Annotated in this window: 18 protein-coding genes; 13 read left to right on the top strand and 5 right to left on the bottom strand. The window is 74.6% G+C overall.

Features of this window, described 5'->3' with window-relative positions; all coding sequences use genetic code 11:
- Positions 1-151: 151 nt before the first annotated feature.
- The 3 genes from AB0B63_RS05360 to AB0B63_RS05350 all read left to right on the top strand — a co-directional run bounded on the left by AB0B63_RS05360 (position 152) and on the right by AB0B63_RS05350 (position 1,741).
- Positions 152-307: a hypothetical protein gene (locus tag AB0B63_RS05360; RefSeq protein ID WP_357014767.1), complete on the top strand. Its 156-nt coding sequence runs from the start codon at positions 152-154 to the stop codon at positions 305-307.
- 80 nt (positions 308-387) lie between these two features.
- On the top strand, positions 388-1,095 hold the full coding sequence (locus AB0B63_RS05355; protein ID WP_308290906.1) for an ATP-binding protein: 708 nt from the start codon (positions 388-390) through the stop codon (positions 1,093-1,095).
- Positions 1,096-1,168: 73 nt separating this feature from the next.
- The gene (locus AB0B63_RS05350; RefSeq protein ID WP_208568109.1) at positions 1,169-1,741 is read left to right on the top strand and encodes a DUF5709 domain-containing protein; all 573 of its coding nucleotides are present in this window, start codon (positions 1,169-1,171) and stop codon (positions 1,739-1,741) included.
- Between the two features lie 96 nt (positions 1,742-1,837).
- On the opposite strand, the gene AB0B63_RS05345 is transcribed toward AB0B63_RS05350, so the two are convergent.
- Both AB0B63_RS05345 and AB0B63_RS05340 read right to left on the bottom strand, forming a co-directional pair.
- Positions 1,838-2,509, bottom strand: a complete 672-nt coding sequence (locus tag AB0B63_RS05345) for a response regulator transcription factor (protein ID WP_208568108.1) — start codon at positions 2,507-2,509, stop codon at positions 1,838-1,840.
- Positions 2,506-3,636, bottom strand: coding sequence for a DUF5931 domain-containing protein (locus AB0B63_RS05340; RefSeq protein WP_208568107.1), 1,131 nt, complete (start codon positions 3,634-3,636; stop codon positions 2,506-2,508). The genes AB0B63_RS05345 and AB0B63_RS05340 overlap by 4 nt, the downstream gene beginning before the upstream one ends.
- Before the next feature lie 121 nt (positions 3,637-3,757).
- On the opposite strand from AB0B63_RS05340, the gene AB0B63_RS05335 reads away from it, so the two are divergent.
- Complete coding sequence (locus AB0B63_RS05335) at positions 3,758-4,192, top strand: ATP-binding protein (RefSeq protein ID WP_208568106.1); 435 nt, start codon at positions 3,758-3,760, stop codon at positions 4,190-4,192.
- 78 nt (positions 4,193-4,270) lie between these two features.
- On the opposite strand, the gene AB0B63_RS05330 is transcribed toward AB0B63_RS05335, so the two are convergent.
- Complete coding sequence (locus AB0B63_RS05330; protein WP_208568105.1) at positions 4,271-5,209, bottom strand: ribose-phosphate pyrophosphokinase; 939 nt, start codon at positions 5,207-5,209, stop codon at positions 4,271-4,273.
- A gap of 63 nt (positions 5,210-5,272) precedes the next feature.
- On the opposite strand from AB0B63_RS05330, the gene glpK reads away from it, so the two are divergent.
- From glpK to AB0B63_RS05290, 8 genes are all read left to right on the top strand, one after another.
- A complete protein-coding gene (gene glpK / locus AB0B63_RS05325) occupies positions 5,273-6,757 on the top strand; it encodes a glycerol kinase GlpK (protein ID WP_357014763.1) in 1,485 nt (494 codons plus the stop codon).
- A gap of 71 nt (positions 6,758-6,828) precedes the next feature.
- Positions 6,829-8,232 (top strand): hypothetical protein, encoded by a 1,404-nt coding sequence (locus AB0B63_RS05320; RefSeq protein WP_357014761.1) that lies wholly within the window; start codon positions 6,829-6,831, stop codon positions 8,230-8,232.
- A 90-nt stretch (positions 8,233-8,322) separates the two neighbouring features.
- On the top strand, positions 8,323-9,999 hold the full coding sequence (locus tag AB0B63_RS05315; protein ID WP_357014759.1) for a right-handed parallel beta-helix repeat-containing protein: 1,677 nt from the start codon (positions 8,323-8,325) through the stop codon (positions 9,997-9,999).
- 5 nt (positions 10,000-10,004) lie between these two features.
- Positions 10,005-11,570: a glycosyltransferase family 39 protein gene (locus AB0B63_RS05310; protein WP_357014757.1), complete on the top strand. Its 1,566-nt coding sequence runs from the start codon at positions 10,005-10,007 to the stop codon at positions 11,568-11,570.
- The gene (locus AB0B63_RS05305) at positions 11,567-13,594 is read left to right on the top strand and encodes a glycosyltransferase family 2 protein (RefSeq protein WP_357014755.1); all 2,028 of its coding nucleotides are present in this window, start codon (positions 11,567-11,569) and stop codon (positions 13,592-13,594) included. Before AB0B63_RS05310 ends, AB0B63_RS05305 begins: the two co-directional genes overlap by 4 nt.
- Positions 13,591-14,589 (top strand): glycosyl hydrolase, encoded by a 999-nt coding sequence (locus AB0B63_RS05300; protein WP_208568099.1) that lies wholly within the window; start codon positions 13,591-13,593, stop codon positions 14,587-14,589. Before AB0B63_RS05305 ends, AB0B63_RS05300 begins: the two co-directional genes overlap by 4 nt.
- A gap of 256 nt (positions 14,590-14,845) precedes the next feature.
- Positions 14,846-16,081, top strand: a complete 1,236-nt coding sequence (locus tag AB0B63_RS05295) for a type VII secretion protein EccE (RefSeq protein WP_357014753.1) — start codon at positions 14,846-14,848, stop codon at positions 16,079-16,081.
- On the top strand, positions 16,078-17,340 hold the full coding sequence (locus tag AB0B63_RS05290) for a hypothetical protein (protein WP_357014751.1): 1,263 nt from the start codon (positions 16,078-16,080) through the stop codon (positions 17,338-17,340). The genes AB0B63_RS05295 and AB0B63_RS05290 overlap by 4 nt, the downstream gene beginning before the upstream one ends.
- On the opposite strand, the gene AB0B63_RS05285 is transcribed toward AB0B63_RS05290, so the two are convergent.
- Together AB0B63_RS05285 and eccCa are read right to left on the bottom strand one after the other, a co-directional pair.
- Positions 17,291-18,043 (bottom strand): hypothetical protein, encoded by a 753-nt coding sequence (locus AB0B63_RS05285; protein WP_357014749.1) that lies wholly within the window; start codon positions 18,041-18,043, stop codon positions 17,291-17,293. The two genes, AB0B63_RS05290 and AB0B63_RS05285, sit on opposite strands and share 50 nt — an antisense overlap.
- A gap of 129 nt (positions 18,044-18,172) precedes the next feature.
- On the bottom strand, positions 18,173-22,126 hold the full coding sequence (gene eccCa / locus AB0B63_RS05280) for a type VII secretion protein EccCa (protein WP_357015144.1): 3,954 nt from the start codon (positions 22,124-22,126) through the stop codon (positions 18,173-18,175).
- Positions 22,127-22,346: 220 nt separating this feature from the next.
- Between eccCa and eccD the strand changes: the two genes are divergently transcribed.
- Positions 22,347-23,723 (top strand): type VII secretion integral membrane protein EccD, encoded by a 1,377-nt coding sequence (gene eccD, locus AB0B63_RS05275; protein ID WP_357014747.1) that lies wholly within the window; start codon positions 22,347-22,349, stop codon positions 23,721-23,723.
- The last annotated feature ends 3 nt before the right edge of the window (positions 23,724-23,726 follow it).

Here is a 23,726-nt window from a genome sequence, read left to right as displayed (position 1 = left end):
CGAGCCGAAACCTCGCAGATCGGAAGCGGTCAGCGGCTGGTGGGCGGTTGTGGGCGGCACCGCCACCCGTCGGCCGGCCCGACGGGTGGCGCCGCACGATCAGTCGACGTCCCCCGGCATGACCCGGCCGCCCCGGGGGTACCGACCAGAGATGCCGCTGACCCGCATCCCCGTCGAGGCCACCATGCTGGTCCCCGACGCTCCGGGCGGGATCGACGCCAGCCCGGCGTACCCCGTCCCCCGACACGACGTCGCCGTGGGCACGCCGGGCGTCGCCGCCGGGCCCGACCGGGCGGGACGACGATGAGCCGCTCCGACCTGCCGCCGACCCGTCGCCCGGGGGCCGGTCCCCCCGGGACGGCCCCTCCACCAGCGGTGGGGTGCCGGGTGGCCGTCGACGACTCGTCGGCGGTGGTGTGGCTCAGCGGGGTGCTCGAACCGGCCGACCACGACCGGGTCCGCGACGCCCTGCTCGCCCGGCTCGGTGACCGGCCCGGCCCGATCGTGGTCGACGTGTCGGGGCTGCGGTCCGCCGGGCCCACCGTCGACCGCCTGCTGGCTGAGGTACGACGGACGGTGCGCGACTGGCCGGCGGCCGACCTGCTGGTGGTCGACCCGGCCGGGACGGTCAGCGGGGAGCTGGCGGTCCACGCCACCCGCGACGGGGCGACGGCCGCACTGGCCCGCACGCCGATGGCGGCGGTGCTGACCGAGGAGTTGGCCCCGGCGGTCGGTGCGGCCCGGCGGGCCCGGGAACTGGTGACCGACGGCTGCGCCCGGTGGGGCGTGCCGGAGCTGGCCGAACCGGCCTGCATCGCGGTCACCGAGCTGGTCAACAACGTGGTGGCGCACGCGGCGACCCCGATGACGCTGCGGTTGGCCCCGGAGGGCGGCACCCTGCACGTGGCCGTCCGGGACCACTCCCGGCAGCAGCCGAGGTATGCGGGGTTGGCCCCGCTCACCTCGGCCGGCGGCCGGGGCCTGCTGCTCATCGACACGGTGGCCCGCCGCTGGGGCAGCACCCTGCTCCCGGACGGCAAGGTGATCTGGTGCGTGTTGCACACCGAGGACGAGTCATCCTGGCATCACGACTGATTTCTGCATTTTCGTCCCGATCCGGGGAGCGGGACCCGGTTACCCGGCCCCCGCCAGTGGGTAGTGCTCAGCCATGCGCGACGACGAGTTCCCGACCCCCGTGTCCGACCCCGAGGCGCTCGGCCTGCCCGACACCGCCGACGACGACTCGACCGCCAACGACGACGTGCTGACCGGCCGGGAGGCCGACGGCCCGGACCCGGCCCAGCTGCCCGGCGACCGGACCCCGGTCGCGGTCGACCACTTCGGCACCACCGCCGACGAGCAGCTCGACGGCGAGTCGTTGGACTACAAGCTCGCCCGCGAGCAGTACGAACGGCGGGCCGACGACCCGCTCGCCGGCCCGGTCGACCCGGACATCGCCGCCGAGGCGGAGAACGAGGAGGCCGCCGCGCAGGCCCAACTCGACGCCGACGTGCTGAACCCGGGCCCCACCTCGGACCCGAACTCCCCGGTCTCGCTCTATGACCACGGTCAGCTCGGCACGGTCGCCGACGCCCAGGTGGGCCGCCTGGTCGAACCGGACGAGGGCGCCCGCACCGACCAGGAGACCGACAGCATCGCGTACGACGCGGGTGCGGCCGGCGGCGGCGCGAGCGCCGAGGAACTGGCCATCCACGAGACCCGGCCGCCCGAGGCGCACTGACCCCGGCCGTCCCGGCCCGCACTGCTCAGTCGCCCAACCCCGCACTGCCCCGACCGTTCAGGCCCCGCACTGCTCAGTCGCCCAGGACCGCACTGATCAGTCGTCCAGGCCCCGCTCGATCGCGTAGCGGGTCAGCTCCACCCGGTTGTGCAGTTGGAGCTTGCCCAGCGTGTTCTGCACGTGGTTCTGCACGGTGCGGTGCGACAACCCGAGCCGCCCGGCGATCTGCTTGTAGGACAGCCCCTTCGCCACCAGCCGCAGCACCTCGGTCTCCCGTTCGGTGAGCCGGGGTGCCGCGTCGTGTCCGCCGTCGGCCGAACCGCCGGCCGACGGCGGGTCGGCGGCGAGCCGCCGGTACTCACCCAGCACCAGGCCGGCCAGTCCGGGGGTGAAGACCGGCTCACCGGCCGCCGTGCGGCGCACCGCGTCCAGGAACTCCGCCGGACCCGCCGACTTCAGCAGGTAACCGGTGGCCCCGGCCTTCACCGCGTCCAGGACGCCCTGCTGCTCGCCGCTGGCCGACAACATCAGCACCCGCACCCGGGGCAGCGCGGCGCGCAGCCCCTGGATCACCTCCACCCCGGAGATGTCCGGCAACTGGAGGTCGAGCACCACCAGGTCGGGTCGGGCGGCGGCGGCCACCCGGACCGCCTGGCGGCCCTCGCCGCTGGTCGCCACCACCAGGTGGCCGGCCTCGGTGAGGTCCCGGGCCACCCCCTCCCGCCACATCGGGTGGTCGTCGACCACCATCACCCGGGTCCCGGTCATCGGTTCCTCCTCGGCACCATCAGTTCGAGTTCGGTGCCCTCCCCCGGCGTCGAGACGATCCGCGTCTCGCCCCCGAGATCGGCTATCCGACCACGGATGGCCTGGGCCACCCCCAGCCGCCCCTGCCTGGCCGCCTCGGCCAGCCGCCCCTGCGGGATGCCCGGACCGGCGTCGCGGACCGACACGGTCACCGTCTCCCCCTCGTCCTCGACCAGCACCCAGGCCCGCCCGTCGGCGTGCCGCCGCACGTTGTCCAGCGCCGCCGCCGTCGCGGCGGCCACCTCCAGGGCCACCGGGGCGGGCAGCGGCACGGGGGTGGCCGGGGCGGAGACCTGCACCGCCGCCGAGGCGTACCCGGCCAGCAGGGAGCGCAGGTCCACCTCGCCCACCGGGTCGGCGGGGGAGGTCGGCGGCGCACCGGAGATCAACGCGCGCAGCGCCACCTCCTGCTGACCGGCGAGCCGGGCCAGCTCACCGGCCTCCCCGTCCAGGTGTGCCCCGCGCCGCTGGACCAACGCCAGCACCTGGAGCACCGAGTCGTGGATGTCGCGGGCCAGCCGCTCCCGTTCCCGGGTCGCCGCCTCCAGCTCCACCGCCCGCTGCAACCGCTGCTCGGCGGTCACCGCCAACCGGGCCACGTGCCCCACCACCACCCCGGCGAGCAGCAGCAGGGTCACCCCGGTCAGCGAGGACGGGCCGACCCGGCCCCGGGTGGCCAGGTCCGTGCCGCCGACCAGCAGGGCGGCCACCGTGCCGCGCCGCCGTCCGCCGGACACCGCCCAGGCCAGCACCGGCCCGGCCAGCCAGGCCACGGCCAGGGCCGGCACCCCCGACGCCAGCGCCGGACGGCCCACCACCCACGGCGTGACGGCCAGGATCGACAGGACCACACCGAGGTCGGCCAGGAGCAGCGGCCAGCCCCGGTTGGCCGGCCGGGCGTAGCCGACCGCGGTCACCCCGGACCAGGCCAGCATCACCAGGAGTACGCCACCGGCGGCGACCGGGTGGGCGTACCGGTCGGCGTCGCGCAGGACCAGCAGCCCGACGTACGCCAGCGAGGCGAAGCGGAAGACCGCGACGGAGCGCCAGAGCGGGACCTCGAAACCACCCGGCGGAGACGACGGCATGGGCGTCACCATGCCACAGCCACCCCGGTGACCCGCCGGGCCGGCCGGTGCGGCACGGACAACCCTGACGTACGGTAGAAACAGCGCGAAAGACTCCGAGATCGCTGCCGGGACAGGGCCCATGACGAACGCAGAACTTCCCACACCGCGTACGGTGGTGCCCATCGAACCTTCCCTTCTCATCGCCGAGGCGTTCGACCAGGCGCAGGTGACCGAGCTGAGACACTCGGTCAGCTCCTGCGCGCACGCCGCCGGGCTGTCCGGCCAACGCCTCGACGACTTCGTGCTGGCGGTCAACGAGCTGATCACCAATGCCGTCCGCCACGGCGGCGGTCAGGGCTGGCTGCGGCTCTGGCGACGCCCCGGCGAGCTGGTCTGCGAGGTCGCCGACCACGGCAACGGCATGAGTGAACAACAGCTCGACGACCGCAGCCGGCCGGCCCCGGACACCGCCGGCGGCTGGGGGCTGTGGCTGGCCCGGGAGCTCAGCGACGCGATGGAGGTCGAGAGCGGCGCGGCCGGCACCACGGTCCGGATCAGCGCCGCCGCCAACTGACCCCACCGGGCGGCCCTCCGCCCGGGCTGAGCTGGGCCGGACGCGCAGAGCCACACCCGGGGCCGGCCGCCGGGCCGGTCAGCCGAACAGGGCGCTGACCGACTCGCCGTTGTGGATCCGCCGCATCGCCTCGGCCAGCGCCGGGGCCACCGAGAGCACCGTCAACTCCGGCACCCGCTTCTCCGGCGGGATCGGCACCGTGTTGGTGCAGACGATCTCGCGCACCCCCTCGGTGGCGCTGAGCCGCTCCAACGCGCCGCTGGAGAACAGGCCGTGGGTGCAGGCCAGCCGGATCGACCGGACGTTGCGCTCCCGCAGGTGGGCGATCAGCTCGATCACCGTGCTGCCCTTGGCGATCTCGTCGTCCAGCACGATCACGTCCCGGTCGGTCACCTCACCGATCACCGTGCTGATGGTGACCCGGTCGTCGCTGAACCGCTGCTTGGCCCCCGCCGCGACGGGGGTGCCGAGCATCCGGGCGAACGCCGCAGCCTCCTTCGCGTTACCCAGGTCCGGCGAGACCACCACCGTGTTGCCCAGGTCGTCCCCCCGGAAGTGGGCGGCCAGCTCCCGCAGGGCGTGCAGGTGGTCGACCGGGACGCTGAAGAAACCGTGCACCTGCGGCGAGTGCAGGGTCATCGCCAGCACCCGCTGGGCGCCGGCCGAGGTGAGCAGGTCGGCCACCAGCCGGGCCCCGATCGAGATGCGCGGGGCGTCCTTCTTGTCCGACCGGGCGTACGCGTAGTGCGGCAGCACCACGGTGATCCGACCGGCCGACGCCCCCCGGGCCGCGTCGATCATGAGCAGCAGCTCGACCAGGTTCTCCTGGACGGGCGGCACCAGGGGCTGGATCAGGAAGACGTCCCGCTCCCGGCAGTTCGCCTGCAACTGCACCTCAAGGCAGTCGTTGGCGAACCGGGACACCCGCACCGGGTGCAGCGGCACCCCCAGGTGGGCACAGATCTCGGCGGCGAGGTCGGGATGGGCGGTTCCACTGAACACGGCGATGTCGCGCACGTCTGGAGATCGTACGGAGCCACCGTGGTTCTCCGGAGCGCACCCGGCCGGTACGGTGCCGAAATGACCGGAGAGTACGTCGCCGCCATCGACCAGGGCACCACCTCGTCGCGCTGCATCGTCTTCGACCGGGCCGGTGGGATCGTCGCCGTCGCCCAACGCGAGCACCGGCAGATCTTCCCCCGGCCCGGCTGGGTGGAGCACGACGCCGAGGAGATCTGGGCCAACGTCGAACAGGTGGTCCGTGACGCGCTGGCCGCCGCCGGCACCGGCCCCGACGGGTTGGCCGCCGTCGGCATCACCAACCAGCGGGAGACCACCGTCGTCTGGGACCGGGCGACCGGCCGGCCGGTCGCCAACGCCGTCGTCTGGCAGGACACCCGCACCGGCCCGCAGCTGCGCGACCTGGCCGGGTCGTACGGCGAGGAGAAGCTGCGGGCCCGGACCGGCCTCACCCTGGCCACCTACTTCGCCGGCCCGAAGCTGCGCTGGCTGCTGGACAACGTCGACGGGCTGCGCGGGCGTGCCGAGCGGGGCGAGGTGCTCTTCGGCACCATGGACAGCTGGTTGATCTGGAAGCTGACCGGCCGGCACGTCACCGACGTGACCAACGCCAGCCGGACCATGCTGATGGACCTGGAGACCCTCGACTGGGACCCGGAGCTGCTCGACGCGCTGGGCGTACCGGCCGGGGTGCTGCCGCAGATCCGCAGCTCGGCGGAGGTCTACGGGACGGCCCACGGGGTGCTCGCCGGGGTGCCGGTGGCCAGTGCGCTCGGCGACCAGCAGGCCGCCCTGTTCGGGCAGACCTGTTTCCAGCCCGGCGAGGCGAAGTGCACCTACGGCACCGGCAGCTTCCTGCTGCTCAACACCGGGGCCAGCCCGGTGCCGTCCACCCACGGCCTGCTGACCACGGTGGCCTACCGGATCGACGGCCAGCCGGCCGCGTACGCCCTGGAGGGGGCGATCGCGGTGACCGGTTCGCTGGTGCAGTGGTTGCGGGACAACCTCGGGTTGATCTCGTCGGCGGCCGAGATCGAGGAGCTGGCCGCCAGCGTGGACGACAATGGCGGCTGTTACGTGGTGCCCGCCTTCTCCGGGTTGTTCGCGCCGCACTGGCGTCCCGACGCCCGGGGGGTGATCGCCGGGCTGACCGGTTACATCACCAAGGGGCACCTGGCCCGGGCGGCGCTGGAGGCGTCGGCCTGGCAGACCCGCGAGGTGGTCGACGCGATGAACGCCGACTCCGACGTGGCGTTGCGCCGGTTGCGGGTGGACGGTGGGATGACCGCCAACGGGCTGCTGATGCAGTTCCTCGCCGACGTGCTGGCGGTGCCGGTGGTCCGCTCCCGGATCACCGAGACCACCTGCCTCGGCGCGGCGTACGCGGCCGGCCTGGCGGTCGGCTACTGGCCGGATCTGGCCACCCTGCGCGCCCAGTGGCGTTCCGACGCGCAGTGGGAGTCCCGGATGGACCCGGCGGACCGGCAGCGCGAACTGGGCCGGTGGCGCAAGGCGGTCGCCCGCACGCTCGACTGGGTCGACTGACCCCCGCGGCGACCCGCCGGTCGATCGGTTCCCGACGCCCCGACCGATACGATCGGCCGGGGGGATGCCACATGCAGACAGTCGGTCCGTACGCGCTGCACCGCAAGCTCAGTTCGTGCGAGCTGGGCGAGGTGTGGGCCGCGCGGGACACCGCCGAGCGGCCGTTCACCGTGGCCGTGCTCGCGCCGGCCGCCGCCGAGGGCGGCTGGCGGGAGGCGTTCGCCGCTGCGGCCAACACGCTGGCCCGGTCCGACGGCCTGCCGATCACCGGGGCCAACCACACCGGACCGGTCCCCTGGGTGGCCTGCGCCGCCGAGCAGGGCGCGGGGGCCGCGCACGTCTTCCTCGCCCTCGGCCAGCGCCTCGTCCCGGCCGGGGAGCACCCGGCCGGGGTCGGGCCGCAGCGGCCCGGCCCGCCCGGTGCGACCGCCCCGGTGAGCCCGGCGGCCGGCGCGGCACCGGTGACCGGCCCGCCGGCCGGGCGTGCCGACGGTGGTGCGACCGGTTCCCCGGTGGACGGGTCACGCCCGGCGACGGCTGTGGCCGCCTCCGCCGAGCCGGTCACCGACGGCACCGCGACCCCGGCCGGCGTACCCCGGTCGTCGGGGCCGACCTCGCCCGCCGCCCGGCCGGCCCCGCAACCGCCGGCCCAGCCCCGGACGACGCCGCAGCAGGGGGTGCCGGCCGGGCAGCGGGCAGCCCTGGTGCCCTACCCGCAGCCACCGGTCGCGCCCCGACCCGCGCCGGCCGGGTACCCGGGGGCCTACCCGTCGGGCGCGGCCCGCGGCCGGGGGCGTACCGGCTGGTGGTTGGCGCTGGTGGCGGTGGGCGCGACGGCGATCGGCGCGGCCGGCGGGTTCGGCGTCGCGAGGTGGTCCGCCGACGACCCGACGACCGTCGCCGCCACGGCGGCACCGACCCCGAGCGTCGACCTGGGGCTACCGGGCACACCGCCGCGTCAGCCGGGCGTGGAACCACCGGTCGGCGGCGGTTGGCCGACCGGGGCGCCGACCTTCGCCGCCACCGACCCGACCCGGGAGATCACTGGCCTGGCCGGGGTCGACTTCAGCTTCCGGGTGCCCACCGGGTGGAGCTGCACCGAGGCCGGTCGCACCAGCGGTTCGGCGCACTACCGGTGCGGCGTCCCGGCCGCCGACGGGTCGATCATCGGTGGCGACCTGGTCGTCCGGCAGTGCCCCCGGCTCTGCACCGACGAGCGCCGCACCGCGCTGCGCCGGCAGGAGGAGGCATGGGGGTTGCAGTGGGTACGCAGTGGCGAGTTCACCACCTGGGCCGAGACCGCCCGGGTGGACGGCGCGTCCCGCTACGGCCTGGTCTACCTCTCCTACTGGCGCAGCGTGCCGGAGGACGCGATCGACAGGCAGCTGGTGCTGCGGATGACCGCCCCCCTGGACCGTGCGGACGAGGTACGCAAGGTGGCCGCCTCGGTGCGCGAGGCCACCTTCACCATCTGACGCGGGGGCGAGACCACCCCCACTCGACCGGTACCCTTCGACCGGACGTCGACGACGAACCGGTCCGTCCTTCCACGACCGAGCGGGACCATGGTGCGCATGCTGACTGTCTCCCCTGACCGACCCGGTGCCTGTCCGACCATCACGGACGCGCTGGAGATCGCGCCGGACGACGCGGTCGTCTCGATCGAGCCCGGCGTCTACCCCGAGGCGCTCCGGTTGACCGGCCGACGGGTCCGCCTGGTGGCCGCCGGTGAGGCCGGTTCGGTCACCGTGGACGGTCGGGCCACCGGTCGACCGACGGTGGCCTGCGACGGTGGTGAGGTGCTGTTGCAGGGGCTGGTCATCCAGGCCGCCGACCACCCGGCCGTGGACGCCGTCGGCGGTCGGCTCCGGATGGAGAAGTGCCAGGCCAACGCGGGCTACGCCGCAGCCGTGTCGGTCCGCGACGGGGCCCGGATCGAGGCCGTGGAGATGACCGTCACCGGTGGACAGCACGGGCTGGTCGTCTCCGACGCGGGCGGCACGGTCGAGCAGTGCGAGATCCGGGACGTCACCGACGACGGGATCATCGTGCGCCTCGGTGCCGACCCGACCATCCGCAACTGCACCGTCGGCAACACCGGCTTCCGGGGTGTGTACGTCTACCAGGCGGCCCGGCCCACCATCGAGCGTTGCGACGTCTCCGGCACCGGCGACGCCGGGATCGTGGTGGCGTTGCAGAGCAGCCCCACCATCGTGGACTGCTGGGTGCACGACACCCGGGGAGTCGGCATCGACGTCGGCCGGGGCTGCGGTGGGACGATCGAGGGCAGCCACACCGAGCGGACCGCCGCTCCGGGCGTCCGGCTCGCCGAGGGGTCGACCACCGTGTTCCGGGCGGCCGAGGCGGGCGGGCGACCGTTGGCCGGGGTGAGCGCGGGCGGCGGCCCGGTCGGGCAGGACGAGCACAAGGTCGAGGAGCTGCTCGCCGAGCTGGACTCGATGATCGGCCTGGCCGGGGTGAAGGCCGAGGTGCGCTCGCTGATCGACGAGATCCAGGTCAACGAGTGGCGGCGCAACGCCGGCCTGCCGGTGGGCGCGGTGAGCCACCACCTGATCTTCACGGGCGCCCCGGGCACCGGCAAGACGACAGTGGCCCGGGTCTACGGGCAGCTGCTCAAGGCGCTCGGGGTGCTGCCCAACGGCCAGTTCCGGGAGGTGTCCCGGCGGGACCTGGTCGGCCAGTACATCGGGCACACCGCCGAGAAGACCTCGTCGGTGTTCACCGAGGCGCTGGGCGGGGTGCTGTTCATCGACGAGGCGTACACCCTGTCCCGGGCCGGTGGTGCCGGCGGCGACTTCGGCCAGGAGGCCATCGACACCCTGGTCAAGCTGATGGAGGACCACCGCGAGCAGGTGGCGGTGATCGTCGCCGGTTACACCACCGAGATGGCCGCCTTCCTGGACGCCAACTCCGGGCTGGCCTCCCGGTTCGCCAAGACGTTGGAGTTCGAGAACTACAGCCCGGTCCAGTTGGTCGACATCGTCGGGCGGATCGCCCGCAACGACGAGTACCTGCTCGCCGACGGGCTGGCCGACGGCCTGCTGGAATGGTTCGGCCAGATCGAACGGGACCAGAACTTCGGCAACGCCCGGGAGGCCCGCAAGCTGCTGGAGGGGATGCGCAAGGCGCAGTCCGGTCGGCTGCGTGCGCTGGGCCGGATGCCGAGCCGGGACGACCTGCGCACCCTCGTCCTGGACGACCTGCTCGCCGCCACCCGGTGACCGGGATGTCGCCCACCGGGGGCACCGGTGCCCGCAGCGACGCGCCGACCGCCCTGATCGTCCGGGTCCGCGACGCGCCACCCGAGCCGGCCGCCCCGTGGCGGCCCACCGAGGCCGACCAGCCGGCCCCGCCGGAGCCGCTGGACGCGCCCTGGCTGCGTCACCTGGCCCGGCTGTTGCCGATGGCCGTCGTCGCCGTCCTCGGCGGGATCGGGTTGAACCGGCCCGGCCTGTGGGAGGACGAGCTGGCCACCTGGGGCATGGTGACCGTCGGGTTCGACGACTTCGTCGCGGTGCTGCGTAACGTCGACGCCTCCATCGGCCCGTACTACCTGCTGCTGCGCGGGTGGGTGGCGCTGGCCGGCAGCTCCGACGTCGCGCTGCGGGTGCCGTCGCTGCTGGCCATGACGGCGGCGGCCGGCCTGGTCGCCGCGATCGGCCTGCGGATCGGCGGGCTACGGGTCGGGCTGGTCGCCGGCCTGCTGTTCGCGGTGCTGCCGACCACCTCCCGGTACGCCCAGGAGGCCCGGCCGTACGCGTTCGCGGTGTGCGCCGCCGCGCTGGCCACCCTGCTGCTGATCCGGCTGCTGGAGCGCCCCCGGTTCCTGCGCTACCTGGGATATTCCGCCGTGGTGGCGTTGCTGGGGCTGCTGCACCTGGTCGGGTTGCTGCTGCTCGCCGCGCACGCGGTGGTGGCCTGGCGGGGCGCGCAGCGACGGCGTTCCCTCGTCGGCTGGCTCGGCGCGGCGGCGGCCGGCGTGCTGCCGGTCCTGCCGGTGCTCTGGTTCGGCCGCCAACAGACCGGCACCCAGATCAACTGGATTCCGCCGGTCACCCTGGACCGCCTGGTCGACACCCCGGAGGCGCTGTTCGGCGGGCCGCTGCTCGCCGGTGCGGTGCTCGCCCTGGCCTTCCTCGGCATGTCGATGCGGGAGCGGTCGGCGGTGGCCACCACCTGGCTGGTGCTGCCCGCCCTGGGCCTGCTGGTCGCCGCCCAGCTCACCCCGCTCTGGCTGCCCCGCTACCTGCTGTTCACGGTGCCGGCCTGGGCGCTGGTCGCTTCGTTGGCCCTGCGCCGCAGCTCGCTGCTGCGTGGCACCGCCGCGATGCTGGCGGTCGGGTTGCTCGGCATCCCGGCGCAGGTGGAGATCCGTGGGGTCACCGGCCACAGCCAGGGCACCAAGGACATCGCCGCCGTGTTGCGGGCGCACGCACGCCCCGGCGACATCCTGGTGTACGGCCCGTTCGACGCCGGTGACCAGCGCACCAGCCGGGACGCGGTGAACCGGTACGTCGACGAGAGCTGGCGACCCCGGGACGTGCTGATGACCGTACCGGCCCGCCGGCAGGGCACGCTGGGCGCGCGGGAGTGCGCCGACCGGGACGTCCCGGTGTGCCTGGGTCGCCCGGAGCGGGTGTGGATCGTCCGTAAGGGGGCGTTCGACAACCCGGTGCAGCGGATCGGGGCGGCGAAGGAGGCCGCGCTCAAGCCGTACGCCGTCGAGCGCACCTGGCGGGTCCGGGGCTTCAGCATCGGGCTGCTGGTGCGCAAACCCGAGGTGACGAAGTGAGCACCCGGGCCGGCGGGGGCCGCACCGACGAGACGACGGAGTTCCACCGCCCGGTGCCGCCGGCCCGCCCCGGCCCGCCGGCACCACAGCGCGGCCCGGCACCACAGGCCGGCCCGCCGGCACCGCAGCACGGCCCGCCGGCACCGCAGCGCCGCCCCACGACCCGGCGCGGCCCGGCAGCGCAGCCCGACGCCACACCGGTCGGCCCGGCAGCCGCCCGACAGGGGTCGGCGGTGCCCCCGCAGCGGCCGGCGGTTCCGCAGCGGGGGCCGGTGCCCCCGGCGTGGCCGGGACGGGCGGGCGAGCCGGGTCGGCCGGCGGCGGTGCCGACGCCCCGCGAACCGACGGCGGTGCCGGGTGGCCGGATACCGGCGGCCCGGACACCGGCGGTGGTGCCGGCCGGCCGCGAACCGGCGGCGGTGCCGACGCCACGGGCGCCGACGGCGCGGCAGGTGGTGGCACCGGCGGCGCTGGGCCGCCCGACGACCGTCGACCCGGCGCTGCCGTTGCCGCCGGACGACGACGAGAAGGCCGCCTACCGGCACCGCCGGCTACCGGTGCTGATGATCGCCTCGTTCGTCAGCTTCACCGGGCTGCTCACCAGCCAGTTGCTCTTCGTCCGGATGGCACCCTGGCTGCTGGCGCTGCTGCCGCTGTTCGGCTTCACCGTCCTCTACTACCTGATCTCCGCGACGGTGAACATCGGCACGCCCGGCTTCGACCTGGACCGGCACCGACGGCTGGTCCGCGACTTCCGGCCGGCCGTCCACCCGTCGGTCGACGTGTTCCTGCCGGTGTGCGGCGAGGCGACCGAGGTGCTGCGCAACACCTGGGAGCACGTCAGCCGGATGGTCGACCACTACCCGGGCCGGGTGCACGTCTACGTGCTCGACGACTCGGCCACCGACGAGCGGGAGGCGATGGCGCTCGCCTTCGGCTTCGTCTACCAGCGCCGCCCCAACCGGGGCTGGTACAAGAAGGCCGGCAACATGCGGTACGCGTACCAGCGCACGCTGGGCGAGCACATCCTGGTGCTCGACGCCGACTTCACCCCCCGGCACGACATGCTCGACGAGATGGTGCCCTACCTGGCCGCCGAGCCGGATCTCGGGATCGTGCAGTCCCCGCAGTACTTCCGGGTGCACGCCGGCCAGGGCTGGCTGGAACGCGGGGCCGGGGCGGTGCAGGAGCTGTTCTACCGGATGGTGCAGGTGTCCCGGCAGCACCACGAGGCGGCGATCTGCGTCGGCAGCTGCGCGCTCTACCGTCGGGAGGCGCTCGACGCGATCGGCGGTTCCACGCTGATCGAGCACTCCGAGGACGTCCACACCGGGTTCGACATGCGGCGGCGTGGCTGGCGGCTGCGCTACCTGCCGGTGCCGCTCGCCACCGGGTTGTGCCCGGCCGACGTCAACTCGTTCTTCACCCAGCAGTACCGCTGGTGCGCCGGGTCGATGAGCCTGCTCGGGTCGACGAAGTTCTGGAACACCCGGATGCGGCTGCGCACCCGGCTGTCGTACCTCTCCGGGTTCTGCTACTACCTGCACACGGCGCTGTTCACCTTCGTCGGGCCGCTGGTGCCGATCGTGCTGCTGGCCTGGTTCCCGCAGTCGGTGGCCCCGGCCAACTACCTGTGGATCGTGCCCAGCCTGATCTACAACCTGGTGGTGTTCCCGCTCTGGCACCGGTGCGCCTACCGGGTGGAGGCGTGGACCGTCAAGATGGTCTACGGCTGGTCGCACGCCTTCGCGATCTGGGACCTGCTGCGCGGGCAGAGCATGGGCTGGCAGCCCACCGGCGGCACGGGACGGAAGAACAGGACGGGTCGACTGTGGTGGGGAATGGCCGTCTGCACGGCGGGCAGTGGCGCACTGTGGACCGGCCTGGCAGCCCACCGGATGATCACCGACCAGCTGTGGACCTTCGCGCCGGCCTTCCTCGGGGGAGCGTTCTACCTGGCCGTCGCGTTGCAGGCGCTGCTGGTGAAGCCGGCGCGGGACATCCGGCCGGAGCGTTCCCGGTGACCTCCCGCCAACTGTTCACCATCGTGACGATGTTCGTGATCGGGGTCTTCGGCTACGCCGCGCTCGCGCCCGCCCCGGCCAGCCGCCCGGCCCGGTTCGCCACCGGACCCAGCGCGTCGCCCTCCCCCACCGGCCCGCCCCCGGCGTACGACGTCCGGCCGCTGGTGCAACCGCAGGGCCGCTACCTGGGGGTGGCGCTGAGCGGGGCGCCGCAGGACATGAGCCGGGTCGACCGGTTCGCCGACCTGGTCGGCAGCAAGCCCAACATCATCACCATCTACGAGAGCTTCGACGACGAGTTCGCCGCCGCCGAGGTCCGCCGCGTCCACCAGTACGGCGCACTGCCGATCGTCCGCTGGGAACCCTTCAAGGCGAAACTCAAGGACATCGCGGCCGGGCGGCACGACCCGTACCTGGTGGAGTTCGCCGTCGCGGTACGCCGGCTCAACCTGCCGGTGGCGCTCACCATCGCACACGAGATGAACGGCCACTGGTACTCCTGGGGCGCGCACGACAACACGGCCAAGGACTTCGTCGCCGCCTGGCGGCACATCCACGCCGTCTTCGCCCGCGCCGACGCCACGAACGTCATCTGGACCTGGACCCCGAACGTGATCAACCCGGTCCCCTCGGTGAAGCTCGCCCCGCTCTACCCCGGCGACGCGTACGTGGACTGGGTCGGCGTCGACGGCTACTTCACCCGACGCGGCGAGCAGACCTTCGACGACCTCTTCGCACCCACCATCAGGCAGGTCCGCAAGTTCACCGCCCGACCACTGCTGATCGTGGAGACCGGGGCCGAGCCGGGCACGATGCGCCGCCGCGCGGTCGACGAACTCTTCACCGCGATGCGGAAACGACCCGACCTGCTGGGGTTCGTCTACTTCAACCAGAAGGGCTCCGGCGACTGGGTCATCGACTCGGACCGGCCGGCGGTGGCCGCGTACCGGGCCGGGGTGACCGCCGACCCCCGGATCGGTTTCCGGGTGAACTGACAGGCCGCCCAATTCCCGGCCCTGGAAGACTCCGCCCTCGACCCCGTGGTCGACTGTGGACCGGATCGGACCGGGCCCGCCACGAGCCGGCCCGCGGACGAGTCGACCCGCAACGGACCGGCCGCCTCGGCGGCCCGGCGGCGGGTGCCCGGCCGCCGACCCCACGGGCCCCGGGTGGCGGCGGCGGGTTCCTATGATGAGGGCGGCCCACCGTGGGTGGGCCACACGGGTCGAGGCGTCTGGGGGGCAGCCGGAGATGACCGGAGCACCACGACCGGGACACACCACCCTCCGGCCGGAACACTCCGACGCCCGCCTGCACCTGGCCCCCCGTCGCCGTCCCGGCCGGATCGGTGAGCTGCACGTCCTGCAACTGCTCCTGGTGGAGGCGGTGCTGATCGGCGTCCTCGCCAGTGGACTGTTCGGCATGCCGGTGCTGGTCGTCGCCGCGCTCTGCGGCGTACTCCTGCTGACCGTGGTGTTCCTGCGCTCGCGGGGCCGCTGGTGGCTGGAGCAGCGGTCGCTGGCCCGGCACCACCGGCGGCGGGCCGCCGCGGCGGTGCCGGTGGCCGCCGACCCGGGGTTGGACGCCCTGCAACGACTCGCCCCCGGCCTGTCGGTGGGCACCGTGGCGCTGGCCGACGGGACCCGGATCGGGGTGGCCCGCGACGACGCCGGCTGGTTCGCGGTGGCCGCCGTCGACCGGTCCGGGCCGACCGGTGACCCGCCGGGCGGCCTGCCGCTGGACGTGCTGGCCACCGCACTGGCCGAGTCCGGGCAGCCGGGCGCCGTGCTCCAGGTGGTGACCAGCACCGTCCCGGCCGGCGGGCCGGATGACGACCCGACCGCCCCGGCCCGGGAGTCCTACCGGCAGTTGCTGGCCGGCCTCGACGGCGGTCCGGTCCCGGGGGCGCGGGCGACCTGGGTGGCGGTCCGGCTGGACGCCCGCGCGCTGGCCGAGGCGATCGGCGACTACGCGGTCGACCTGGGGATCGCCCCGTCGGTGGTGGCCGCGCTGGCCCGCCAGGTCGGCAGGTCACTGCGCCGGTGCGGGGTCGAACACCGTTTGCTGGACGCCCACGGCCTGCTCGCCGCCGTCGGCCGGTCCTGTGGGTTCACCCCGGGCGTCCCGCTCGGCGCGACCCCGGTCCGCGAGGAGTGGTCGGCGTGGCACTGCGGCCCGCTCGCGCACCGCTCGTTCTGGATCCGCCGCTGGCCACCCGTCGACCGGGCGGCGGCCATGCTCGGCTGGCTGGAGACCCTGCCCGCCTCGCTGGTGACGGTGTCGTTGACGGCCGCCTCCAACGGGCCGGGGGAGGATCTCGACCTGCGGGGGCTGGTCCGCGTCACCGGGCCGACGGAGCTGCTGCCGCAGCTGTGCGGGCCGGCCGTCGACGGGGTACGGCAGGCGGGCGGGGAACTCTTCCCCCTCGACGGCGAACACGGCCCGGCGGTGTACGCGTCGGCACCGACGGGGGGTGGCGCGGGATGACCGGACCGGATGACGAACGACGCACGACGGTGCCGGCCACCTTCGGCGCGTCCCCGGTCCGGCCGGCCGGGCCGTACCGGGAGCCGGCCGGTGAGCCGTACCCGGCGGAGCCGGCCGGTGAGCCGTACCCGCAGGGCCCGGCCGAGGGGTCGTATCCGCGGGATTCGACCGGTGGACCTCGCTCCCCGGGTCAGGCCGGTGGGGCGTACCGCCCGGGGCCGGCGGCTGCCGGGGCGTACCCGGGCGGACCGGTCGCCGCTGCCGCCGCACCAACTCCGGTCACCGCACCGCAGGTCACCGCACCGCCGGTCGCTGCGGACGCACCGGTGCTGGGTGCCTCAGGCGCCCGGACCGGTGGCGACGCCGACGCGGCCGGCACCGCCACCGCCACCGCGCTGGCCACCGCCGACCCGCTGACCCGGGCCCTCGCCAGTCCGCTGGCCGCCCCGGAAAGCCATCCACCCGCTCCACCGGGGCCACCGCCGGCCCGCGGCCTCGGGGCCGAGGACGTCCCCGGCCGTGGCGGGCCGTCCGGGCGGCTGCCCCGGCTGCGGATCGGCACCCACGCGGTCTCCCCGGCGGCCCTCGCCCGGCTCAGCCCCACCCCGCTGCCGGCCGGTCTGGTGCTCGGGGCGGACCGCCGCCGGGCAGCGGTCACGATCCGGCTGTTCCGCCCGGAACCGACCCGGGTGACCCTGGTCGGCGGGGTGTGGGCGGGGCAGCTCGTCGCCTTCCGGGCGCTGGCCCTGGGGGCCCGGGTCGTCGTGCTCACCGCCGACCCGGCCGGCTGGGCCGGATTCGGCACGGCGGCGCTCGGCCGGACCGCCGACCGGGTCGAGATACACGCCGACGGCCGCCCGCTGCCCACCGCCGGCACCGCCCAGCAGCCCGTCCTGATCGTCCGCGACCTACCGCCCGGCGCGACCGCCCCGACCACACCCGGGTCGACGTCCCCCGACCCGACCGCGTCCGGGACGGCGTCCCCCGGGGTGTGGCAGGCCGAGCTGACCGTGTTGCGGCGGCTCGATGCCGGCACCGCGCCCGCCCTGCACGACAGCGATCTCTGCGTGCTGCAACGGCTCTCCGCCGACGAGTCGGCGACGGCGCAGCGGGCGCTGCGGCTGCCCCCGGACAGCGGCCGGTTCCTCCAGGTGATGGCCGACGACATGCTCACCCTGGTCGGTGGCGGCACGGACCGGCACCTGTGGATCAGCCAGACGTCGGTCGAGCAGCACCTGCTGGGCGCACCCCGCCGCTGACGAGCAGCCCGGCCAGGCGCTTCTTCCGGCTGTTCTCCCGGACGATCCAGGCCACGTCGCCGTCGTCGACGCCGGCCAGCGCCCGGAACAGCGGCAGGCCGACAGCCGGATCGGCAGCCACCGCGACACTCCAGCAGTAACCCAACGCCTGACGCAGGGCCCGGACGTCGTCGTCGCGGCGACGGCCGGACGGCAGCGCGGCCAGCCCCGCCGTCGCCCGGTCGCACAGGGCGACGGCGCGGGCGGCGGCCTCCGGGTGGGTCAGCAGCCGCGGTTCGCAGACGGCCGCGACGGCCGCCCGCCGGACCAGCGGGTGCGGGTCCCCGACCCACGCCGTGCCGAGGTCGAGCAGGCGCGGCAGGTCGGCGTCGCCGAGCCGCTGCAACGCCAGGGCCACCGCCTCGCGTACCCGCCAGCGGGGGTCGGTGGCGTGGTCGTGCAGGCGTGCCTCGATGCGTCTGGGGGCCCGCCCGTCGGCCGCCAGCAGACGACCCAGACCGAGCACCCCGCAGAACACCAGATACTCGTCGTCGGTGCCGATCAGGTGGTCGAACGAGGCGGGCCCGCCCTCGTCGGCGACGGCCTGGGCGAGCTCAAGGTTGGCCCGTGGCCCGGGCAGCCCCGAATGCTCCCGCAGATATGCCGGCCACCGCGCGGGGTCGGACACCCGCAACTCGACCCGGTACCGCTCGCGCCGGCTCACCACCGCAGCGTAACCCGGGTGACGACCACGGCGGGTCGCCTGGCCGCCCCGGCCGGCCCGTGCGTCACGAGGAGCGGCAACGCGTCCTCGTGCGTCCCGTCGCGCCCCGGGAAGGTGGGCCGCCCCAGGTCAGCTGACCTGGGGCGGCACCAGGGGGAGCTGGACGAGTTGGGCACCGTGGCGACGGGTGAACAGCCAACCCCGGCCGGCGGGCAGCCGCTGCGGCCTGACGGTGCCGAACAGCGCGCCCTCCTCCCGCGGCCCGGACATCATGATGCCCGGGGAGGCCAGTTCCCTGATCCGCCCGATCATCGGGTCGAACATGGCCCGTCCGGCACCGCCGATCCGTCGGGTCAGCACCAGGTGCAGGCCGATGTCGCGGGCCTGCGGCAGGTACTCCAGCAGCGGCGCGAGCGGGTTGACCGCCGCCCCGGCCACCAGGTCGTAGTCGTCGACCAGCAGGTAGAGCTCCGGACCCTTCCACCAGCTGCGGTCGCGCAGCTGCTCGGCGGTGACGTCCCGCCCCGGCAACCGCTCCCCCATCACCGTGGACACCTGCTTGACCAGGTCGGCGGTGACCTGCGGGGAGGTGCCGTAGCCGATCAGGTGCTCGGAGTCCACCGCGCCGAGCAGGCTACGCCGGAAGTCGACCAGGATGATCCGGGCCTGCGCCGGGTCGTTGCCCTCGACGATGCTGCGGGCCAGCCCCCGCAGGAAGGTGCTCTTGCCGCACTCGACGTCCCCGAAGAGCAGCAGGTGCGGCTCGGCGGTGAAGTCGAGGCGTACCGGCTGGAGGTCGGTCTCGGCGATGCCGATCGGGATCAGGCCGCCCTGCGCGGCGGGCAACGCCTCGAAAGGCAGTTCGGCGGGGAGCAGCCGCACCGCCGGGGCACCCGCCGACGTCCAGTGCTGCTGCACCTGCCTGACCAGGTCGGCCAGCGCGTCCGGCAGGTCGTCGACCACGGGCCGGCCGTCGAGGCGGGGCAGGCCGGCGAGGAAGTGCAGGCCGTCGGGGGTGAGCCCGTGGCCGTGCTGCTCCGGCACGTTCACCGCGGCCCGCCGGTTGATCACCGAGTCGGCCGGCTCGCCGAGACGCAGCTCCACCTTGGCACCGAACATGTCGCGCACCGCCGGGCGGACGTCCATCCACCGGTTCGTGGCGGCCAGGATGTGGATGCCGTAGCCGAGCCCCCGATTCGCCAGCTCGGTGACCAGGGGTTCCAGGTCCTCGAACTCGGCCCGCAGCGCCGCCCAGCCGTCCACCACCAGGAACACGTCACCGAACGGGTCCTCCTGGAAACGGCCCTCCCGGCGGGCCCGCCGGTAGGCCGCCGCGCCCTCCACCGCGTGCGTGGTGAACAACGCGTCCCGGGCCTGCATCAACCCGTGCAGCTCGGCGATGGTCCGCCGGACCTTGTCCACCTCACGCCGGCTCGCCACCCCGCCGACGTGCGGCAGGCCGGCCAGCGCGGCCAGGGTGCCGCCGCCGAAGTCGAGGCAGTAGAACTGCGCCTCGCGCGGGGTGTTGCCCAGGGCCAGGCTGGTGACCAGGGTACGCAGCAGGTTGCTCTTGCCGGCCTGCGGTGCGCCCACCACCATCACGTTGCCGGCCGCCCCGGCCAGGTCCAGCCAGAGCGGGTCGCGGCGCTGCTCCAACGGTTTGTCGACGATGCCGGCGACACCGTGCAGTGCGCCGTGCCGGTCCTCGGCGGCGATCGTCAGGCCCCGCACCGGGGACACCTGCACCGGTGGCAGCAGCGCGTCGAGGGTGGGCGGCTCCTCCAGCGGCGGCAACCAGACCTGGTGGGCGGCCGGCCCGTGCCCCTGCATCCGCGCCACCAGCACGTCGAGCAGGCTCTCCCCGACATGCTCGTCGACCGGGTCCCGGGTGGGCTCGTCCGGCTCGTCGTCGGTGGCGAGCGGGACGTAGTCGGTGGTGTAGTCGCGCACCGGATCGATCAGCCGGCCACCGACGGTGGGCACCCCGCCGTGCTGCCGGACCGCCCCCGAGACGTACGCGGCCTTGAACCGGATCAGCCCCTCGGTGCCGGCCTTGAGGTAGCCGTGCCCCGGTGAGCGGGGCAGCTCGTACGCGTCGGCCACCCCGAGTACCGCGCGGGACTCCATCGAGGAGAACGTCCGCAACCCCAGCCGGTACGACAGGTGCGTCTCCAGGCCCCGCAGCCGCCCCTCCTCCAGCCGCTGCGAGGCCAGCAGCAGGTGCATGCCCAGCGACCGGCCCACCCGGCCGATCTGCACGAACATGTCGATGAAGTCCGGGCGGGCGCTGAGCAGCTCACTGAACTCGTCCACCACGATCAGCAGGCTGGGCAGCGGGGCGAGCGGCACCCCGGCCGCGCGGGCCCGCTCGTAGTCGCGCTGCGAGGCGTAGTTGCCGGCCCGACGCAGCAGCTCCTGCCGACGGGTGATCTCGCCCTGGATCGCCCCGAGCATCCGGTCGACCAGGAACAACTCGTCGGCCAGGTTGGTGATCACGGCACTGGTGTGCGGCAACCGGTCCAGCGCGGCGAAGGTCGCACCGCCCTTGAAGTCGACAAGCACCAGGTTGAGGATCTCCGGGCTGTGCGTGACGGTCAGCGCCAGCACCAGCGTCCGCAGCAGCTCGCTCTTGCCCGAGCCGGTCGCGCCGACGAGCAGCCCGTGCGGGCCCATCCCCTCCTGGGCGGACTCCTTGAGATCCAGCTCGATCGGCCGGCCGTTCTCGTTGACCCCGATCGGCACCCGCAACCGACTGCGGTTGGGCCGGCTGCCCCAGGCGGTCGCCAGGTCCAGCTCGTAGGGGTCACCGAGGCCGAGCAGGTCGGCCAACCCCAGGTCGGCGGCGACGGTCGGCTGGTCGGCGTACGACGCGGCGGACAGCCGCAGCGGGGACAACTCCCGGGCCAGCACCTCGGCCCGGGCCGGATCGAGGGTGTCGGCCCGGCCGACCCGGGTGCTGCCGTCCATCGTGGTGCCCGAGATGGTGCCGTCCTCGGCGACGTCGAGCACCACGGAGGCCTCGTCGAGCAGGCGCGGGGGGTGACCGGTGAGGTCCAGCAGGGTCACCCCGGCGACCCCGCCCTCGGTCATCAGGTGGTCGGAGCCGGCGACCTGCCCGCCGTCGATCACCACCAGCACGTACGGCGCGACGGTCGCCGTCGCCGACGGGTCGAAGCGCGGCCGGTTGGCGAGCACGTCGACGAGCATCGCCTCCAGCGCCACCACGGTCGGGGCGAAGAGCCGGATCGGCCCGACCGCGTCGAGTTTCGTCGGGTGCTGGGCGTGCGGCAGCCACTTCGCCCACTCCCACCCGGCCCGGCGGTCGGGGTCGACGCAGAGCGCGACCAGCAGGTCGTCGGGGGCGTGGAAGGTGGTCAACTGGGCCACCACCGCGCGGACCAGCCCGCGTACGGCGTCGTCGGCCCCGCGCAGGTGGACGTGGGAGAAGTCGCGCAGGGCGATCGCCACCGGCAGGTCGGGCACCACCGAGTAGGTGGCGACGAACCGGCGCAGCGCCACCGCACACAGCGGCTCCAACTCGTCCACCGGGCGGGTCTGCGGCGGGATCAGCGGGGTGGCGACCTCCTGCGGGCCGAGCCCGATGCGGACCACGCTGAAGTCGGCGTCGCCCCGCCGACGCTCCCACAGCCGGCCACTGGTCACCGTGGACCAGAGCGAGTCCGGGTCGGGATGCCGGTAGTGGATGGCCTCCCGCTGCTGGCGGACCGTGTTGCGGACCTGGGCCCGCAGCTGGGTGAGGCGGCGCAGGTACTGCCGGCGTGCCTCGATCATCTCGCGTTTGCCCGGCCCGGACTGGTTGACCACCATCACCGCGATCATGCCGAGGATGGAGACCCCGTACATGCCACCGACCACATAGGTCATCACGCCACCGCGCTGCATGCCCATCATCAGGCCCATCGCCGCGGCACCGGCCGCCATCGGCAGGATCATCAGCATCCGGGTCCAGCCCCGGCCGCCGGCTGCCGGCACCTCCGGCGGCGGGTCGAGCAGCACCTCCCCGGTCGGCAGCGGGGGTGCCGGCCGGCGGGGTGGACGCTTGACGACCACCAACGACGACATCTCCCCCGTACCTCCCACCACATAGGTCACCGGCGGCCCACTCTATCGACCGGTCGCCCCTGGCAGGGACCGCCGTCCGCCCGTCGGCCGGACCCCCCGACGGGCGGCCCCGCCGTGCTACCTTGACCGCCGCGGAGGGCCCAGGAGGCGACCGCGCGGACGCGTGGCACACGGGGAGGTGACCAGCGTGACGGCCCCGGGCGGTCTCAGTCTGGCCAGGGTGACGATCGCCGCTCCCCAGCGGCGGATGGACGTGGCGTTGCCCAACGGCATGCTCGTCGGGGAGTTGTTGCCGCACCTGCTCCGGCATGCCGGGGAGGGTCTCGGCGACGTCGGTGAGCAGCAGGGCGGCTGGGTGCTCCGACGCGCCACCGGCACCCTGTTGGAGGCCACCCGCAACCTCGCCGTGCAGGGCGTCCGCGACGGCGAGCTGCTGCACCTCACGCCGGGCCGCGACGAATGGCCCGAGCTGGCGTACGACGACGTGGTCGAGGTGATCGCCAGCGGCGCGCGCCGGACCGGTCGGTCGTGGAGCAACGACGCCACCCGGCGGGCCGGGTTGACGGTGACCGCCGCGCTGCTCGGATTCGGGCTGTTCGCCCTGCTCGCGGTCGGCTCGCCGTGGCGGGCCCCGGGCCTGCTGGCGCTGGGGGTCGCGGCGCTGCTGGCGGTCGCCGGGCCGGTGCTGTCGCGGGCCGTGCCCGACGCGACCGCCGGTGCCGTGGTCGCCGCCGCCGGCCTGCCCTACGCCCTGCTCGGCGGGGCGTTGCTCGCCGCCCCGGACGGGGTGCGGATCGTCGACCTGGGCGCACCGAGCCTGCTACTCGGCTCCGCCGCCCTGCTGGTCTTCGGCATCGCCGGGTACGCGGCGGTGGGCGGGGTGCAGCGGCTGTTCATGGCCGGGGCTGCCGCCGGCCTGACCGGCGTGCTGGCCGCGCTGCTCTGCTACGGCGGGGTCTCCCCCGCCGGGGCGGCGGCGGCGACGTTGACCACCGTGATCGGTCTGCTGCCCGGTTACCCGTTGATCGCCGGTTGGTTGGGCAGGCTGCCGGTGCCGGAGCTGCCCGACCGGCCGGAGGAGATCCTCAAGGACCGGCCGGTGCCCGAGCGGGCGAGGGTCTTCGTGACGGTGGCGCGGGCCACCGAGCTGCTAACCGGGATGCTGCTGTCCGCGTCGGTCTGCGGCGCGCTCGCCATCGCGTTCCTGCTGACCGAGGACCGCACCCCGGCCGGCGTGTTGCTGGCGCTCTGCGGTGCCGGTGCGCTGCTGCTGCGCGGGCGGCTGTTCCCGACCGCCGCGCAGCGGGTGCCGCTGCTGGTCAGTGGCCTGTCGGGGCTGTCGGCGCTGACCGTCGCCGCGCTGCTGGCCACCACGTCGGGCGGTGACCGGATGCTGATCGGGCTCGGTGTGGTCGCCGTGGCGGCGGTGACCCTGGTCGTCGGCCTGCTCTACAGCCGTCGCCGGCCGTCACCCTATCTGGGCCGGGCCGCCGACATCGCCGACGTGATCGCCATCATGGCGTTGATTCCGCTGGCCTGCGCGGTCATCGGCCTGTTCGGGGCGATCCGGGGGATGTTCGCCTCGATCGGCGGGTGAGGC

The sequence above is a fragment of the Micromonospora sp. NPDC049081 genome, from assembly GCF_040648835.1.
Taxonomy (GTDB): Bacteria; Actinomycetota; Actinomycetes; order Mycobacteriales; family Micromonosporaceae; genus Micromonospora; species Micromonospora antibiotica.
Note: the sequence above shows the minus strand (reverse complement) of the source record. Positions and strands in the feature narration are given on the sequence as shown.

Bases quoted from the DNA above. Each gene is read 5' to 3' on its own strand.
- AB0B63_RS05340 (WP_208568107.1), bottom strand. From the start codon at position 3,636: ATGCCGTCGTCTCCGCCGGGTGGTTTCGAGGTCCCGCTCTGGCGCTCC.
- AB0B63_RS05350 (WP_208568109.1), top strand. From the start codon at position 1,169: ATGCGCGACGACGAGTTCCCGACCCCCGTGTCCGACCCCGAGGCGCTC.
- AB0B63_RS05335 (WP_208568106.1), top strand. From the start codon at position 3,758: ATGACGAACGCAGAACTTCCCACACCGCGTACGGTGGTGCCCATCGAA.
- AB0B63_RS05345 (WP_208568108.1), bottom strand. From the start codon at position 2,509: ATGACCGGGACCCGGGTGATGGTGGTCGACGACCACCCGATGTGGCGG.
- AB0B63_RS05360 (WP_357014767.1), top strand. From the start codon at position 152: ATGCCGCTGACCCGCATCCCCGTCGAGGCCACCATGCTGGTCCCCGAC.
- AB0B63_RS05310 (WP_357014757.1), top strand. From the start codon at position 10,005: ATGTCGCCCACCGGGGGCACCGGTGCCCGCAGCGACGCGCCGACCGCC.
- glpK (WP_357014763.1), top strand. From the start codon at position 5,273: ATGACCGGAGAGTACGTCGCCGCCATCGACCAGGGCACCACCTCGTCG.
- eccCa (WP_357015144.1), bottom strand. From the start codon at position 22,126: ATGTCGTCGTTGGTGGTCGTCAAGCGTCCACCCCGCCGGCCGGCACCC.
- AB0B63_RS05290 (WP_357014751.1), top strand. From the start codon at position 16,078: ATGACCGGACCGGATGACGAACGACGCACGACGGTGCCGGCCACCTTC.
- AB0B63_RS05295 (WP_357014753.1), top strand. From the start codon at position 14,846: ATGACCGGAGCACCACGACCGGGACACACCACCCTCCGGCCGGAACAC.
- AB0B63_RS05315 (WP_357014759.1), top strand. From the start codon at position 8,323: ATGGTGCGCATGCTGACTGTCTCCCCTGACCGACCCGGTGCCTGTCCG.
- AB0B63_RS05320 (WP_357014761.1), top strand. From the start codon at position 6,829: ATGCAGACAGTCGGTCCGTACGCGCTGCACCGCAAGCTCAGTTCGTGC.